The sequence below is a fragment of the Streptomyces boetiae genome (assembly GCF_031845405.1).
GTDB lineage: Bacteria > Actinomycetota > Actinomycetes > Streptomycetales > Streptomycetaceae > Streptomyces > Streptomyces boetiae.
The window spans coordinates 14,490-29,801 of the sequence record NZ_JAVREN010000023.1; the positions used below are offsets into that span (position 1 = coordinate 14,490).

General features: G+C 76.2%; 11 protein-coding genes. 5 read left to right on the forward strand and 6 right to left on the reverse strand.

Annotated elements, in window-relative coordinates; all coding sequences use genetic code 11:
* The first annotated feature begins 13 nt into the window (after positions 1-13).
* Together RM780_RS16340 and RM780_RS16345 are read left to right on the forward strand one after the other, a co-directional pair.
* A complete protein-coding gene (locus RM780_RS16340; RefSeq protein ID WP_311631465.1) occupies positions 14-1,081 on the forward strand; it encodes a C40 family peptidase in 1,068 nt (355 codons plus the stop codon).
* A 175-nt stretch (positions 1,082-1,256) separates the two neighbouring features.
* The gene (locus tag RM780_RS16345) at positions 1,257-1,814 is read left to right on the forward strand and encodes a DoxX family protein (RefSeq protein WP_311631466.1); all 558 of its coding nucleotides are present in this window, start codon (positions 1,257-1,259) and stop codon (positions 1,812-1,814) included.
* On the opposite strand, the gene RM780_RS16350 is transcribed toward RM780_RS16345, so the two are convergent.
* Together RM780_RS16350 and RM780_RS16355 are read right to left on the reverse strand one after the other, a co-directional pair.
* Positions 1,765-2,043, reverse strand: coding sequence for a hypothetical protein (locus RM780_RS16350; protein WP_311631467.1), 279 nt, complete (start codon positions 2,041-2,043; stop codon positions 1,765-1,767). The two genes, RM780_RS16345 and RM780_RS16350, sit on opposite strands and share 50 nt — an antisense overlap.
* A complete protein-coding gene (locus tag RM780_RS16355) occupies positions 2,040-3,395 on the reverse strand; it encodes a PspC domain-containing protein (RefSeq protein ID WP_311631468.1) in 1,356 nt (451 codons plus the stop codon). Before RM780_RS16355 ends, RM780_RS16350 begins: the two co-directional genes overlap by 4 nt.
* Positions 3,396-3,553: 158 nt before the next feature.
* On the opposite strand from RM780_RS16355, the gene RM780_RS16360 reads away from it, so the two are divergent.
* Both RM780_RS16360 and RM780_RS16365 read left to right on the forward strand, forming a co-directional pair.
* Positions 3,554-4,825, forward strand: coding sequence for a PspC domain-containing protein (locus RM780_RS16360; RefSeq protein ID WP_311631469.1), 1,272 nt, complete (start codon positions 3,554-3,556; stop codon positions 4,823-4,825).
* Entirely contained in the window at positions 4,822-5,514 is a 693-nt protein-coding gene (locus tag RM780_RS16365) for a response regulator transcription factor (RefSeq protein ID WP_311631470.1), read from the forward strand. The genes RM780_RS16360 and RM780_RS16365 overlap by 4 nt, the downstream gene beginning before the upstream one ends.
* A gap of 28 nt (positions 5,515-5,542) precedes the next feature.
* Here RM780_RS16365 and guaA read toward each other — a convergent pair whose 3' ends face one another.
* Positions 5,543-7,135 (reverse strand): glutamine-hydrolyzing GMP synthase, encoded by a 1,593-nt coding sequence (gene guaA / locus RM780_RS16370; RefSeq protein WP_311631471.1) that lies wholly within the window; start codon positions 7,133-7,135, stop codon positions 5,543-5,545.
* A gap of 322 nt (positions 7,136-7,457) precedes the next feature.
* On the opposite strand from guaA, the gene RM780_RS16375 reads away from it, so the two are divergent.
* Positions 7,458-7,805: a chorismate mutase gene (locus tag RM780_RS16375; protein ID WP_311631472.1), complete on the forward strand. Its 348-nt coding sequence runs from the start codon at positions 7,458-7,460 to the stop codon at positions 7,803-7,805.
* Positions 7,806-8,361: 556 nt separating this feature from the next.
* On the opposite strand, the gene RM780_RS16380 is transcribed toward RM780_RS16375, so the two are convergent.
* From RM780_RS16380 to RM780_RS16390, 3 genes are all read right to left on the reverse strand, one after another.
* Entirely contained in the window at positions 8,362-10,251 is a 1,890-nt protein-coding gene (locus tag RM780_RS16380; protein WP_311631473.1) for a GMC family oxidoreductase, read from the reverse strand.
* Complete coding sequence (locus RM780_RS16385) at positions 10,251-11,825, reverse strand: succinic semialdehyde dehydrogenase (RefSeq protein ID WP_311631474.1); 1,575 nt, start codon at positions 11,823-11,825, stop codon at positions 10,251-10,253. Before RM780_RS16385 ends, RM780_RS16380 begins: the two co-directional genes overlap by 1 nt.
* Positions 11,826-11,917: 92 nt before the next feature.
* Positions 11,918-15,190: a hypothetical protein gene (locus RM780_RS16390; protein ID WP_311631475.1), complete on the reverse strand. Its 3,273-nt coding sequence runs from the start codon at positions 15,188-15,190 to the stop codon at positions 11,918-11,920.
* Positions 15,191-15,312 lie beyond the last annotated feature (122 nt).

Below are 15,312 nucleotides of genomic sequence, written 5' to 3' on the forward strand. Positions count from 1 at the left end.
AGCGTCCGGGGCCATGGCTGAGCAACGCACGCGCCGCCCGTGGCGGGCGGCGCGCCGAAAACCGGTGCCCGCGGCCCTGCGCGCCGCCGCCACCCTGACCCTGGCCGGCGCCGCCTCGGCGGCCACGCTGGGCGGGGCCGCTCTCGCGGACCCGGCCGCCGGTCCGCCCGCCGCCCCGGCCGAGGTGGAGGCCCGGGTGGACACCCTGCACCGGCAGGCGGAGGAGGCCGCGGAGGCGTACCACGCGGCGAACGAGGCGGCGGCCGAGGCCGACGCCACGCTGGAGCGGCTGACCGACCGCTCCGAGCGCCGCGCCGCGGAGCTGAACGACGCCCGCGCCGCGCTCGGCGCCCACGCCCGCGCCGAGTACCGCGCGGGGACGCTGCCGGGCTCCCTGCGGCTGGCGCTCTCCGCCGACCCCGACGACTTCCTGGGCCGCGCCGGGCTGCTGGACCGGCTCGGCGAACGCCAGGCGCACGCCGTGCGGGAGGTCGGCTCCCGGCTGCGCGACCTGGAGCGGCTGCGGGCGGAGGCGCGGGTCCAGGCGGACCGGCTGACGGAATCCCGCGAACGCGCCCGCCGCCAGCGGGAGCTGGCCCAGGACCGGCTCGCTGAGGCCGAGGCGCTGCTGGCCTCCCGGACAGCCGAGGAGCGCCGCCGCCTCCTCGCGGACGGCCGGGGCAACGCCGGGGGTGCCCCCGTCGCCGAGCTGCCGGACCGGGCCGCCCCGACCGAACGCGCCGCCGCGGCCGTGGCCTTCGCCCTCGCACAGCAGGGCAAGCCCTACGTCTGGGGCGCCACCGGGCCCGACGCCTTCGACTGCTCCGGGCTCACCCAGGCAGCCTGGCGGGCCGCCGGGGTCTCCCTGCCCCGCACCAGCTACGCCCAGGCCGGCGCCGGGCGCCGGGTCTCCCGCGGCGAACTGGCACCCGGCGACCTGGTGTTCTACTACTCCGGCGTCAGCCACGTCGGGCTGTACGTCGGCGACGGCCGGATCGTCCACGCCTCCCGGCCCGGCACGCCGGTGCGGCTGGCGCCGGTGGACTCCATGCCGTTCGCCGGCGCCGCACGCCCCGCCTGAGCGCGAAACCTCCCAACCCCGGCCGTGCGACCCCCCGTTGAGCCGCCGCCCGGCCGGGAGCCTCTCGGCGCCGGGCCGCCACGCCGGGCGCGGCCGACCTGCCGCGGGGAGGCGTGCGTGACAGACTGGCGGTCCATCACCTGCATCCCCTGCCCCGACGAAAGGTGGCAAGGCCATGTCAGTGACCGAGAAGCTGGGCGGCCCGGCGGCCCGCGGCCCCCTGCCGGGCACCCGCGGCCCCGGCCGACTGCGGGAGGTGGCGCCCCGCTACGCGCTCCTGCCCCTGCGGATCCTCCTCGGCCTCACCTTCCTCTACGCCGGTCTCGACACCTTCAGCGACGCCGGCCCCCTCGGCGAGAACATGAGCCCCGACGTCATGGAGCGGATGATCCGGGCCACCGAGCCCGAGGCCACCGCGGGCTGGCTCTCCGCCCTGGCCCTGGACCACTCCGGCACGGTCACCCACGGCGTGGGCGCCGCGGAGATCGTGGTGGGCGCGGGGGTCCTGCTCGGCGCCCTGACCCGGGTGGCCGCCGCGGGCGGCGCGGTCCTGGCCCTGTCGTTCTGGCTGACGGTCGGCTCCGCCACCGACCCCTCCTACCTCGGCCCGGGCCTGCCCTACCTGCTGTGCTTCGTCACCCTCCTCCTGACCGGAAGTGGTCCCTGGGCGGTGGACCGGACGGTCAACTACCGGATCCTTCTCCCGCCCAGGAACCGTCCTCTCTTCCGCTAGCCCGGGCCCGCGCCCGGCGGACGCCGAACACCGACACCGCCACCCCCGCGGTCAGCAGCAGCGCCGCGGGCAGCAGGGCGGCCAGCAGCGGCAGCGGCACCTCCCCGCCCGCCGCCCGCGCCAGGAACAGCGCCGCCATTCCGAGCAGCGCCAGCCCCAGCACCAGCCGCGCCGGCTCGAACCGATGCCGCCTCATGACGACCGCCCGCGCCTCGTGTCCGCGCTTCATGCCCGCTCCACCACCAGGTACCCCACGCCCATCTCCAGCCGCAGCTCAATGTGCCCGCCGCGGCCCGCCCGGCCGTCCTCGCCGCTCTCCGGCCCGTACGTGCGGGTCCGCTCCTGGCCTATGCCGCCCCAGGAGTCCTCCACCCGCCGGGCGTCCGCCGGGGACCACGACTCATAGGTAAAGGCGCCGGCCCCGATCTCCACGACCACCGTCACCGTCGCGTAGCGCGGCACCCGCACCCGCACCTGCCCCGCGCCCGCCTCCACGGCCGTGCGCAGCGTCCGGCCCGGGGGCAGCTCCAGCGAGGCCAGGTCCAACTCGCCGTCGCCCGAGCCCAGCTCGTAGGAGGGGCGCACCTCCGAGACCGCCTCCGGGTGCCACTCGGTCTCGGTCCAGCTCGTCGCGATCGTGTCCGGCAGCGCCGCCGAGGCGGTCAGCAGCGCGCCGGTGAGGATTACGCACACCAGCGAGCCCAGCCCTAGCCTCCCGGCGAAGGCGCTCACCACGAACCCGGCGCCGAAGACCGCCAGGGCCGCGGCGAAGCCGATGGTCAGGACCGTGCCCAGCGGGTGGTACTCCCAGGCCAGGGCGGTGGCCGCGGCGAAGGCGGCGGCGGCCAGCAGCAGCACCAGCCCTCCGAGCCTGAACTCCCGCGGCTCGGGCGGCGCAAGCGGCGGCCCTTCCCCGGCTCCCTCCGGGACGTGCCCTGCGGCCGGGGGACGCGCCGCCTCGCGCGGGCGCCACACCCCGAACGGCTCCTCCCCCGCGGCAGAGGGCCGGCCCTGGGCGGGCGGCGGCCGGTAGTCCGCCGGTCCCCACAGGTAGCCCCCCACCGCGCGCTCGGCGGCCGTGGCCGTGGGCGCGGCGGCCTGCCACCCGGCCGGGCCGGCCGGCGCCGGGGGCGGCTGCACCTCCTGGGCCGTGGCGTCCACGGCGGCCACGCCCCGCCGGTGCCGCGACCAGTAGGCCGCTCCGGCCAGCGCGGCCAGGACCATGACGGAGAACCAGGTCGCCGCGCCCTGGGAGCCCAGCGAGGCGAGCAGCAGACCGCAGCCCGCGACGATGAACAGCAGGGCCGTCAGTCCAGGGCCCTCGACCCGGCCCGAGAGCATCCGCCGGCCCTCGTTCTCCTCCTCGCGCTCGAAGGGGATGAGGAGCCAGGCCAGGCCGTAGACGACGAGGCCGAGGCCGCCGACCACCGACAGCACGGCCAGCGGCACGCGGAAGATGACCGGGTCGAGGTCGTAGTGACGGCCCAGGCCGCCGCACACGCCGCCGACCACCTTGTGGCGGCGGCTGCGCGTCAGCCTGGCCTCGCGGCCCGTCTCCCGGGTCTCCACGTCCTCCGTCATGCTCCCCATCGTCGCCCCCGCCCGCCCGGCGCGGCATCCGGGATCCGCCCCCATCCTTCCCTGACCCGGCCCCTGACCTTTTCACCCGGACGGAGGAAGGGACTCTTGGGGGGACATCCCTGATGTGCCGGGCGGGGCCGGCGTGTGACGATCCCCTCATGACGACCGCGACCCCCGGCCTGGACGAGGCCCCCGTGCGCAAGCTGTACCGCAGCGCCGAGGGCCGCTGGCTGGGCGGCGTCGCGCAGGGCCTGGCGGGGCACCTGGGCGTCCCGGTCTCCTGGGTGCGCGTGGTGCTGCTGGTCCTGCTGATGGCCAACGGCCTGGGCATCCTGCTCTACGGCCTGTTCTGGTTCGTCGTGCCGCTGGGCACCCCGGCCGGCCCGCCCGCGGGCCAGCCCGCCGCCGCCCGCCGCCTGCTGCGCCGCCCGGACAAGCGGCGGCTGCTGGCCCTCCTCGGGCTCGCCGCCACCCTCGTCGTCCTGGGCTCCAACGTCCGGCTCCCGGTGCGCGACGGCGACGGGTACGTCTGGCCCCTGCTGATCATCGGCGTCGGCGCCGCGGTCGTCTGGCGCCAGGCGGACAATTCCCGCCGCGCCCGCTGGGCCGAGGCCACCCGCCGCGGGCGCTGGCTGCCGCTGCTGCGCGGGGCGGCCGGCGCCGCCCTGGTCTGCCTGGGCGTGGGCAGCTTCGTCTTCGCCCGCTCCACCCAGGAGTCCACGGAGGGCCTGAGCCTGGCGCTCCAGGCCTCCGTGGCGCTGCTGGTCGGCATCTCGCTGATGGCCGGCCCCTATGTCGTGCGGATGGTGCAGGACCTGTCGGCGGAGCGCACGATGCGCATCCGCGCCCAGGAGCGGGCCGAGGTCGCGGCGCACGTCCACGACTCGGTGCTGCACACCCTCACCCTGATCCAGCGCAACGCCGAGAGCCCCCGCGAGGTGGCCCGGCTGGCCCGCGCGCAGGAGCGGGACCTGCGGGAGTGGCTGTACAAGTCGGCGGAGCGGCCCGCCGGGGCGGGTGAGCCCGAGGAGGAGACGCCGCGGACCTTCGCCGAGTCGGTGCGCGGCACGGCCGCGGAGGTGGAGGACCACCACGGGGTGCCGATCGAGGTGGTGTGCGTCGGCGACTGCCCGGTGGACGAGCGTCTGAGCGCCCAGCTGCAGGCCGCCCGCGAGGCGATGGTGAACGCCGCCAAGTACGGCGGGGACGGCGGGCCCGTGCGGGTCTTCGCCGAGGTGGAGGGGCGTACCGTCTTCATATCCGTCCGGGACCGCGGGCCCGGCTTCGACCCGGAATCGGTGCCCACGGACCGGATGGGCGTGCGCGAGTCCATCATCGGCCGGATGCAGCGCAAAGGGGGTTCGGCACGGGTACGGTCCGCGCCGGGTGAGGGCACCGAAGTAGAGCTGACGATGGAGCGATCCGAATGAGCGAGACACCCCAGGCGGACCCGGGCGCGCGCCGCGCCCGTGTGGTCCTGGTCGATGACCACCGGATGTTCCGGGCGGGCGTGCGGGCGGAGATCGGCCGCACCGAGGAGACTAGCGTCGAGGTGGAGGGCGAGGCGGGCGACGTGGACGAGGCGATCACCGTCATCGCCGCCACCCGCCCCGACGTGGTCCTGCTGGACGTGCACCTGCCGGGCGGCGGCGGGCTGGAGGTGCTGCGCCGCAGCACGGAGCTGATGTCCGCACCGGAGCGGCCGGTGCGCTTCCTGGCGCTGTCGGTGTCGGACGCCGCCGAGGACGTCATCGGCGTGATCCGCGCCGGGGCCCGGGGGTACGTCACCAAGACGATCACCGGCTCGGACCTGGTGGACGCGATCTTCCGGGTCGCGGACGGGGACGCCGTGTTCTCGCCGCGGCTGGCCGGGTTCGTGCTGGACGCCTTCGCCTCCTCGGAGGCGGCGCCGGTGGACGAGGACCTGGACCGGCTCACCCAGCGCGAGCGGGAGGTGCTGCGCCTGATCGCCCGCGGATATTCCTACAAGGAGGTGGCCAAGGCCCTGTTCATCTCGGTCAAGACCGTCGAGAGCCACGTCTCGGCCGTGCTGCGCAAGCTCCAGCTGTCCAACCGGCACGAGCTGACCCGCTGGGCCACGGCCCGCCGCCTCGTCTGAGGGGCGGGCGCCGCGGCCCTGCCGCGGGTCACTCCCACTCGATGGTGCCCGGGGGCTTGCTCGTGATGTCGAGGGTGACGCGGTTGACATCGCGGACCTCGTTGGTGATCCGAGTGGAGATCCGGGCCAGCAGGTCGTAGGGCAGGCGGGACCAGTCGGCCGTCATGGCGTCCTCCGAGGTCACCGGGCGCAGCACCACCGGGTGGCCGTAGGTGCGCCCGTCGCCCTGGACGCCCACGCTGCGGACGTCCGCGAGCAGCACCACGGGGCACTGCCAGATCTCCCGGTCCAGGCCCGCCGCGGTCAGCTCCTCGCGGACGATGGCGTCGGCCTGGCGCAGCAGGTCCAGCCGCTCGCGGGTGACCTCGCCGACGATCCGGATGCCCAGCCCGGGGCCGGGGAACGGCTGCCGGTGGACGATCTCCTCGGGCAGGCCCAGCTCCTGGCCGACCATGCGGACCTCGTCCTTGAAGAGCCGGCGCAGCGGCTCGACCAGCTCGAACTCCAGGTCCTCGGGGAGCCCGCCCACGTTGTGGTGGGACTTGATGTTGGCGGTGCCGGTGCCGCCGCCCGACTCGACCACGTCGGGGTAGAGGGTGCCCTGCACCAGGAAGGAGACGTCCTCGCCGGCCGCGCCCGCCTCGGCGACCAGCTCGGCCTGCGCCTGCTCGAAGACCCGGATGAACTCCCGCCCGATGATCTTCCGCTTCTGCTCCGGGTCGCTGACCCCGGCCAGCGCGGTCAGGAAGCGCTCGGAGGCGTCCACCACCCGTAGCCGGACGCCGGTGGCGGCCACGAAGTCCTTCTCGACCTGCTCGGTCTCGCCCTCGCGCATCAGCCCGTGGTCCACGTAGACGCAGGTGAGCCGGTCGCCGATGGCGCGGTTGACCAGGGCGGCGGCCACGGCGGAGTCCACGCCGCCGGAGAGCCCGCAGATCGCGCGGCCCTCCCCGATCTGCGCGCGGATGGCGGCGACCTGCTCCTCCACGATGGAGCCGGTGGTCCAGGAGGGCTCGATCCCGGCCCCCCGGTAGAGGAAGTGCTCCATCACCTGCTGGCCGAAGGTGGAGTGCAGCACCTCGGGGTGGTACTGCACGCCGTACAGCCGCCGTTCGTCGTTCTCGAAGGCGGCGACGGGGACGGTGGCGGTGGCGGCGGTCACGGTGAAGCCGGAGGGCGCCGCCGAGCAGGCGTCGCCGTGGGACATCCACACCTGCTGCTCCGTCGGCGTTCCCTCGAAGAGGGTGGAGGAGGGGCGGACGACGCTGAGGCTGGTGGCCCCGTACTCGCGGGCGCCGGTGTTGTCCACCGTGCCGCCGAGGGCCTGGGCCATCAGCTGGAAGCCGTAGCACAGCCCGAGGACCGGCACCCCTGCCTCGAAGAGGGCGGCGTCGATGCCCGGGGCCTCCTCGGCGTAGACGGACGCGGGCCCGCCGGAGAGGATGACCGCCCGCGGACGGCGGGCCAGCATCTCGGCCACCGGCATGGTGGAGGGAACGATCTCGCTGTAGACCCGCGCCTCGCGCACCCGCCGGGCGATCAGCTGGGCGTACTGGGCGCCGAAGTCGACGACCAGCACCGTGTCGGTGCCGGACCCCGCCGCACCTGCCGTGTCTGCCACGTGGAAGCTGCCTTTCTCGCCTTCCCGGCCGCGTGCGCCGGGAGTCCCGAGTCTACCGACGGGGCGCGGGGCGGCTGCCGGGCGCCGGTTGGCCCCCGCCGCGGGGGCTGGCATACTCGCGGGCATGTCGTGCGCTGCGCACCCGCGCTCCTTTACCTATGGCACCGGCCCGGCCGGCTGCCACGAGGAGTGCTGCGCACCGCACCACTGACCAGCGACATCCTCAGCGCCCCGGGCCCGGTACACGCGGCCCGGGGCGCTGTCGTCGCCGGGCCCGGCGTCCGGCCCCGGGGCACCACCAGCACCGGGAGACAGAACCGCCATGGACACCACCACCACCAGCAGCACCACCCCCACGGACCCAGGCACCGTCGCGAGCGGCGCGGCCGTTCCGGACACGACCCCGGCGGGGACCGGGGACGAGGCCGCCGACGCCGTCATCGCGCGGGCCCGGGGCCGGATCGACGCCCTCGACGGCCGCATCGTCGAGCTGATCCAGGAGCGGATGGCCGCCTCCGCCGAGGTGCAGCGCGCCCGGATCTCCGCCGGGGGCCGCCGCGTCCACCTCGCCCGCGAGATGGAGATCCTGCGCCGCTACCGGGACGGCCTCGGCCGCCCCGGCACCGCCCTGGCCATGACGCTGCTGGAGCTGTGCCGCGGCCGGGTGTGAACTCGTTCGCGGCGAGTCACCCGTACGGAGCGTGACGGCGGGCGCCGGGCTTCGTTGAAGGGTTTGTCCCCGGGGCGATGAGACGCTCCGGCCCTTCGCGGTGTGGCGGGGGCCGCGCGTCGTGGGACCTCGCTCCGGTGCGGTGGCCGGGCAGCAGGGGACAGCAGGCCGGTCACGTCCTGACGGCGGCCGGCTCCCGGGACGCCGGGGGCCGGCCGCCGTTCGGCTCCTGCGGTGCCTTCCCCCCGGGCACCGCCGCCGGCACCGGTGTCGCCCTGTCGCCTGTGCCGGTCCGGGGCCCCGGCCACGGCGTCGCCGGGGCCCCGGCTCCACCCGCGCAAGGCGCCGCCCGCACGAGACCCGTCGGAACACCCCATCCACGGCGCGTCCACGTCGTGTCTTTTTCGTGACCGTGATGCGCGCAACCCCGCAGCCCCACCGGGGGTCTTCCTCACCGAGGGCCTTCGCCTCCACGGGCGGTGGTCCACCCGCAGAAGGCGAAGGGGTCCGTTCCCGATTCCCCCGGGGAACGGGCCCCTTCGTTCATGCCCCTGGCCTATGCCGGCTCGGCCTGCTCCCGCCCGGCCTCCGGCCGCACGCTCTCGGGGACGCGCGGCACCGGCAGCAGCACCGTGGTGCGCAGCGCGCCGAACGCGGTCTCCGGAACGGCCGGCCGCACCGGCGCGACCGGCTGCACGATGGCGTAGGGCGTGCCCTGCTCCGGCCGCGGGTCGGCCTCGCCCTTGTTCGGCCACAGAGCCATGGCGCGTTCGGCCTGGGCGGTGATGGTCAGTGACGGATTGACCCCGAGGTTGGCGGAGACCGCCGCGCCGTCCACCACCGAGATGCCCGGGTGCCCGTACAGCCGGTGGTAGGGGTCCACGACGCCCTGGTCCGGGCCGGCGCCGATGGGGCAGCCGCCAAGGAAGTGGGCCGTCAGCGGGGTCCCCAGCAGCTCCCCGACGTTGGTCCCCGCGAAGCCTCCGATGTCCTCCGCGATCCGCCGGGCCGCCTCCGCGCCCTCGGGGATGTGCTCGGGGTTCGGCGCGCCGTGGCCCTGAACGGCCGTCAGGGAGCCCTTGCCGGGACCGCGCCGCTTCCGCGAGGTGATCAGCGAATTGTCGTGCGTCTGCATCACCAGGCCGATGATGCTGCGTTCCGACCAGCGGTAGTTCGACATCGAGCGCAGGAAGAGCACCGGGTGGCGGACCGTGTCCAGCAGGTACGACAGCGCCTTGGGCAGCGAGGTGCGCGGGAACTGCTTCAGCGACAGGAAGCCCATGGCGTTGGACCCCTTGCCGTAGCGGACCGGCTCGATGTGCGTGTGCCCGTCCGGGTGGATGGAGGAGGTGATGGCAACGCCCCGGGTGAAGTCGAGGGTCGCGTCCTTGCCCCGACGGGCGCGGTACCGCCGCGGCGTGGTCGCGGCGCCCACCAGCGCCTCGGAGTTGGTGCGGGTCAGGGTGCCCAGGCGGTCGGAGATCCGGGGCAGCGCGCCGGTGTCGCGCATCCGGTGCAGCAGCGTCTGGGTGCCGTAGGTGCCCGCCGCCACCACGACGTGGCGGGCGCGCAGCGTCCGGGCGCGGGAGCGGCGGCGGCGAGGCGAGGCGTCGGTGGGGACGACGGTGACCGCGTGGCCCTCGCCGCCCGGGAGTTCGGTGATGCGGGTGACGGTGGTCAGCGGGTGGACCTCGGCGCCGGCGCGCTCGGCGAGGTAGAGGTAGTTCTCGTTGAGGGTGTTCTTCGCGCCGTGGCGGCAGCCGGTCATGCACTCGCCGCACTCGGTGCAGGCGCGGCGCGCGGGCCCGGCCCCGCCGAAGTAGGGGTCGGGGACCTCCTCGCCGGGCCGGGCGGTGCTGCGGCCCTCGGCGTCCTGGGCGTCGCCGAAGAAGACGCCGACCGGGGCGAGGTGGAAGGTGTCCCCCACGCCCATCCGCTCGGCGGCGGCCTTGAGGTGCACGTCGGAGGGGGTCAGCGTCGGGTTCAGGCGCACGCCCAGCATCCGCTTGGCCTGGTCGTAGTACGGCGCAAGCTCCTTCTCCCAGTCGGTGATGTCCCGCCACTGGCGGTCCTGGAAGAAGGCGGGCGGCGGCACGTAGAGGGTGTTGGCGTAGTTGAGGGAGCCACCGCCGACCCCCGCGCCGGCCAGGATCATGACGTTGCGCAGCAGGTGGATGCGCTGGATGCCGTAGAGCCCCAGCCTGGGGGCCCACAGGTAGTTCCTGATGTCCCAGGAGCTCCTGGGCAGTTCGTGCCGGGCGAAGCGGCGGCCCGCCTCCAGGACGCCGACCCGGTACCCCTTCTCCGTCAGCCGCAGCGCGGACACCGAGCCGCCGAAGCCCGAGCCCACGACGAGAACGTCGTAGTCCCAGTAGTCGGATTGGTCGGCGTCCGGCCCGGAACTGCGGCCCACGGCCGCGCCGTCGGCGCCCTTGTTGCTGGTCATCAGCGGAACCTCAGGGTCTTGAGAGCCTTCATCGAGCTGTTCAGCAGCGCCGCGTAGCGCCGGTCGTCCAGGCCGAACGAGGGGGCCAGGGGCAGCAGGCGCTGCTCGGCGACGGTCTGGGCCTCCGTGTACTTCAGGATGCCCTCGGCGCCGTGACGGCGGCCCAGGCCGGAGTCGCCCATGCCGCCCATCGGGGACTGGGCGCTGCCGTAGGCGGCGGCGTAGCCCTCGTTGATGTTCACCGTGCCGGTGCGCAGGCGCGCGGCGACGCGGCGGGCGCGGCGGGCGTTCCCGGACCAGACGCTGGAGTTGAGGCCGTAGGGGGTGGCGTTGGCGCGGGCGATGGCCTCCTCCTCGTCCGCGACCCGGTAGACGGAGACGACCGGCCCGAACGTCTCCTCCTCGCAGACGAGCATCGGCGGGCGGACGCCCTCCAGGATGGTCGGCTCGTGGAAGTAAGGGCCCAGGTCGGGGCGGGGCTTGCCGCCGGCCAGGAGCGTGGCGCCGCCCACGAGGGCGTCCTCCACGTGCCGGACGACGGCGTCGAGCTGGGCCTGGGAGGTGAGGGAGCCGAGGTCGGTGCCGTAGTCGAGGGAGGCGCCGAGCCGCAGGGCGCGGGTGCGTTCCACGAACCGCGCGAGGAACGCGTCGGCCACCGCCTCGTGGACGTACAGCCGCTCGACGGAGACGCACAGCTGGCCGGCGGAGGAGAAGCAGGCGCGCACGGCGCCTTCGGCCGCGCGGTCGGGGTCGGCGTCGTCCAGGACCAGCATGGCGTTCTTGCCGCCGAGTTCCAGGCTCGCGCCGATCAGGCGGGCGGCGGCGCGCTGCGCGACCTCGCGGCCGGTGCGCGTGGAGCCGGTGAAGGTCACGTAGTCGGCGTGCCGGATCACCTCGGGCCCGATCACCGGGCCCTCCCCGAGAACGACCTGCCACAGCCCGGCGGGCAGCCCCGCCTCGATCAGCAGCCGGCGCGCCCACAGGGCGGTCAGCGCGGTCTCGGTGTCGGGCTTCATCACCACGGCGTTGCCGGCGGCGAAGGCGGGCAGAGCGTCGCCGGCGGAGAGTTCGAGCGGGTAGTTCCACGGCGAGATGTGGCCGATGACGCCCTTGGGGTGGCGCAGCTCGCGGACCCGGGTGAGGCCGGGGACGACCCCGGTGTGCCGCTTGGGGGCCAGGTAGGCGGGGGCCTTGCGGCCGTAGTGCCGGGCGGCGACGAGAACGGCCTGCACCTCCTCGTGCGCGTGCAGCCGCGCCTTGCCGGTCTCCATCTGGACGAGGTCGAGGATCTCGTCCTGCCGGGCGAGCAGCAGGTCGTGGAAGCGCAGCAGCACCGCCGCGCGCTGCCGGGGATCGCGGGCGGCCCAGGCGGGCTGCGCGGCCCTGGCCAGGGCGAACGCCCGCGCGACGTCCTCCGCGGCGGCCTCGGGCAGCTCCGCGAGCCGCTCGCCGGTGAAGGGGCTGTGGCAGGCGGTCCGGCCGCCGCCGATGACCCCGTCGGTCAGCCGCTCGACCAGCCCGTCCGTGACCACCCGGGCGGCCCGGGCGGGGGGATCTGACTGCGCTGTCGTCATAGGCGGAGGGTACGACCGACCCACCGGCGCTGGCTACCTGTTGGTAACCCTTTTTTGCCAGCAATCACTGGCACGATCCCGCGGGCGCCGGATCAGCCCGTCAGGCGGTAGCTCCCGGCCGTGACGCCGTAGATCTCGGACAGGCGGTCGCGCTCGCTGGAGGGGCCGCGGACCAGCACCACGTGGTAGCTCCCCTCGATCAGCATCACGCGGTTGTACGCGGTGGTGGGCGTGCCCCCCTCCTGCCAGTCGAAGATGCCTTCGGCCATGGACATGTCGCCGATCCGCCGCTCGTACAGCCCGCTGCTGACCGCGTACCGGTACGCCCGGAAGGCGTCCAGCTCGGGCTGCTCCTGGAGCTGGTAGTCCATCGGCTCGGCCGCGAAGTCGCCCGTGGTGTCCCGCCCGGGGACCACCACGATCTCCACCGTGCCGTCCGTGTAGATCACCTGCTCCCCGCCGGTCTCCCGCCGCTCCCAGCCCTCGGGCACGGCGAGCGCGAAGCCGCGCGCGTCCTCCCGGGCGGCGAAGCCGTCCGGCGGCGGGACCGGGAGCTGGTCCCCCTCGTTCGGCGAGGCGTTGGAGTCGTCCTCGCTCTCGCTCGGCTCCGGCTCGGTCCCGGCCGCGCCGGAGGGCTCAGGATCCGGCTGCGAGGGCTCGGAGGGCGACTCGCGGCCCTCCGGCTCCTGCGGGGCGGGGTCCTGCCGGGCCTGGCCGCCGGGCTGGTCCTCCTCCGACATGAACGCCAGCACGTACGCCACCGCGCCGGCGAGCCCGAGCAGCACGAGCGTCACCAGCGTGCGCCCCAGCCGGCTCCCGCCCTCGCGCGGGCGGCGGCGGGCGCGGGCGCGCGGGCGGCGGCGCGGGCCGACCAACTCGCCCCGGCGGCGCAGTATCGGCAGGCGGCGCGGGTCGGCCGGGCGGCCGGGCTCCAGCGCGGGCGGCGGCGCGGTCACGGTGTGATGGCCGGCCTCGGGCTCGGGCGCGCTGCGCAGCAGCGAACGCAGCCAGCCGCGCAGCGCCTCCCCGCTGGGCCGCTCGGTCGGGTCCTGCCGCAGCAGCGACTCGATGATGGGGCGCAGCGCGCCGCAGTCCTCCGCGAACGCCGGCTGCTCGGCGCACACGGCCTGGGCCAGCTCGGCGGCGCTGTCCTCGGGGTAGGGCGGGTAGCCCTGAACGGCCCGGAACAGCAGCGCGCCAAGCGCCCAGAAGTCGGCGGGCGGGCCGACGGGAGGGGCCAGCCGCCAGTGCTCGTAGACCGGGCCGGCCTGCTCGGGGGCCCAGCGCTCGGTGACGGCGCCGACGGTCATGATCCGCGCCTGCCGGGCGCGTTCGGCCGCCAGCGCGCTGTCCGGGCCCCGGTAACGCTCCCGGGCGCGCACCGGGACGGTGGCGCGCACGGCGGCGGGCGGCGGCGGCGCGGCGGCGGGAACGGCCGCGGCCGGGCGCTCCTCGCGCGGCCCGGGAACCGCCGCGTCCCCGGCCGGGGGCCGCCCCTCGCCCGCGGCGCGCTCCCGGTCGAACGGCTCGCCCTCGGAAGGCCGCGGGCCGAGGAGGTCGTCCAGGGAGCTGTGGCCGTCGTAGGGCTCGTCGGCGGCGCCGCCCGGCCCGTAGGGCTCCTCGGGGGAACGCCCGCGGCCGTCGTACGCGCCCGGGGGCGGGCCCGGCTCCCAGCCGGTGCGCACCGGGTGGCTGGGGCGGGCGGCGCCGCCGGGCAGGTCGGTGGGGGCGACGCCGGGGCTGCCGGGGCCCTGGGCGCCGTTGGCCGCGGCGCGGCGCGCGGCGGCGGCCTGGGTGCCGGCGCGGTACGCGGCGATGGCGCCGCTGCGGGCGGCGCGCTCGGCAGCGCCGGGCGCCGGCGGACGCCCCGAACGCGCGCCGGTCCCGCCGTCCGCACCGGGCTCCACCCGCGGCAGAGCGCCGGTATCCCACCGCCGATACGCGTCGGGCGGCGGCCCGTCCGCGGACGGCACCACGCCCCCGTGCTCGCGCACTCGATCGGCGAGATCCCGATGCGATCCGGACGCGTCGGGCGCGTCCGGACTCCGACCGGCCCGCTCCTCGTCGGCGCCGTAACCGGCGTCCGGCCCCGGGGGGCCGACCCCGGAGAAGCCGTCGCGGCCCGGGGCCGGGGAACCCGCCCCGGCGGCGCCTCGCTCGGGGAAGCCGGGAGCCGAGGGCCCGGCACCGGCGGCATCCGGAGCGCGGAAACCCGAGCCGGAGGCGTCGTCTCCGGCGGCGCCGGGCCCGGCGAAGCCGGGAGCCGAGGAACCCGCGCCGGAGAAGCGTGAGCCGACGGCGCCGTGGCCGGGGAAACCGGACCCCGCTTCCGGCCCGGGAGCGCCGTGGTCGGGGTAGCCGCCTCCCCTGGCTGCACCGGGGCCCGCGGCATCGGCCCCGGAGGCGCCCGGTGCCCGGGAACCCGGGCCGGGGGCGTCGGCGGTGCCGGGGAAGCCGGGCCCCGAGGAGTCCCGACCCGAGGCATCGGGACCGGGGAGGCCACCACCCGCAGAGGGGCTCGCCGGACGCGGGCCGGGGAAGCCGCGCTCCGATGCGCCGGAGCCCCGGGCGCCGGGCCGCGAGGTATCCCGTCCGGCGCCCGGGCCGGAGGCCTCGCGTCCGCGCGGGTCAGTGCCGGGGGAGGCGGGACCCGAAGGGGCCGGCCCCGAGAGGCCGGGAGCGTCGTGGCGCGGGGCAGCCGGGGCGGAGAAGCCCTCCGCCGCGGGGGGCGTCTCGCGCGGGGTGGGCGCGAACGTGTCGGGAACGTCCGGGGGGAGGGGGTCGTAGCCGCACAGGGCCTCTTCGGCGGCGCCGGCGGCCATGCCGGTGAGGACCGCGCGGCCGTCCTCGCAGATCAGGACCGATCGGGCCGTGACGTTCCGGTGCGTCCAGCCCTGGGCGTGGACGATCCGCAGCGCGGCCAGCAGGTCGGCGGCCACCTCCGCGGCCCGGAAGGGCCCGAGCCGCTCCTCGGCCAGCACGACCGCCAACGGCCGCGCGCCCGGCAGCAGTTCGCTGACGATCCACAGGCCGTCGCCCTGCACGAAGACGTCGAAGACCTGGTCAAGACGCGGGTGCTCCGGCATCCCCGCCGCGGCGATCGCGGCCTCGACGGCCCGCCGCACCACCGGGTCCTCCGGCGTGCGCGTGGGCCGTTCGGAGGCGCGCGGCGCGGGCCCGGCCCGGCGCCCGGCGCCGTCCAGCGGCTCGGCGTCGACCACCTCGGGCAGCGGCACCTGCCGGACCAGGACCTCCTGATTGGTGACGGTGTCGAAGGCCCGCGACTCGATCAGCTCGAACTCCTCGGCCGGAGTCCTCGGCAGCCGGTAACGATCGGCCAGCAGCCGCCCCGCGAAACTGTCCACGATGCCTCCCCACCGCATGCGTGCCCCCAGCGGAACCCGTCTCACCATACGCGCCGCAGGGGCGCCCGGCTACGGTCCGTCAACTCCTGTGGGTGCTTCCGTTCATGGTCTTCATGGCCGCC

Excerpts from the sequence above, each read along its gene's own strand:
- RM780_RS16340 (WP_311631465.1), top strand. The coding sequence starts at position 14 with ATGGCTGAGCAACGCACGCGCCGCCCGTGGCGGGCGGCGCGCCGAAAA.
- RM780_RS16345 (WP_311631466.1), top strand. The coding sequence starts at position 1,257 with ATGTCAGTGACCGAGAAGCTGGGCGGCCCGGCGGCCCGCGGCCCCCTG.
- RM780_RS16350 (WP_311631467.1), bottom strand. The coding sequence starts at position 2,043 with ATGAAGCGCGGACACGAGGCGCGGGCGGTCGTCATGAGGCGGCATCGG.
- RM780_RS16355 (WP_311631468.1), bottom strand. The coding sequence starts at position 3,395 with ATGACGGAGGACGTGGAGACCCGGGAGACGGGCCGCGAGGCCAGGCTG.
- RM780_RS16360 (WP_311631469.1), top strand. The coding sequence starts at position 3,554 with ATGACGACCGCGACCCCCGGCCTGGACGAGGCCCCCGTGCGCAAGCTG.
- RM780_RS16365 (WP_311631470.1), top strand. The coding sequence starts at position 4,822 with ATGAGCGAGACACCCCAGGCGGACCCGGGCGCGCGCCGCGCCCGTGTG.
- RM780_RS16375 (WP_311631472.1), top strand. The coding sequence starts at position 7,458 with ATGGACACCACCACCACCAGCAGCACCACCCCCACGGACCCAGGCACC.
- RM780_RS16380 (WP_311631473.1), bottom strand. The coding sequence starts at position 10,251 with ATGACCAGCAACAAGGGCGCCGACGGCGCGGCCGTGGGCCGCAGTTCC.
- RM780_RS16385 (WP_311631474.1), bottom strand. The coding sequence starts at position 11,825 with ATGACGACAGCGCAGTCAGATCCCCCCGCCCGGGCCGCCCGGGTGGTC.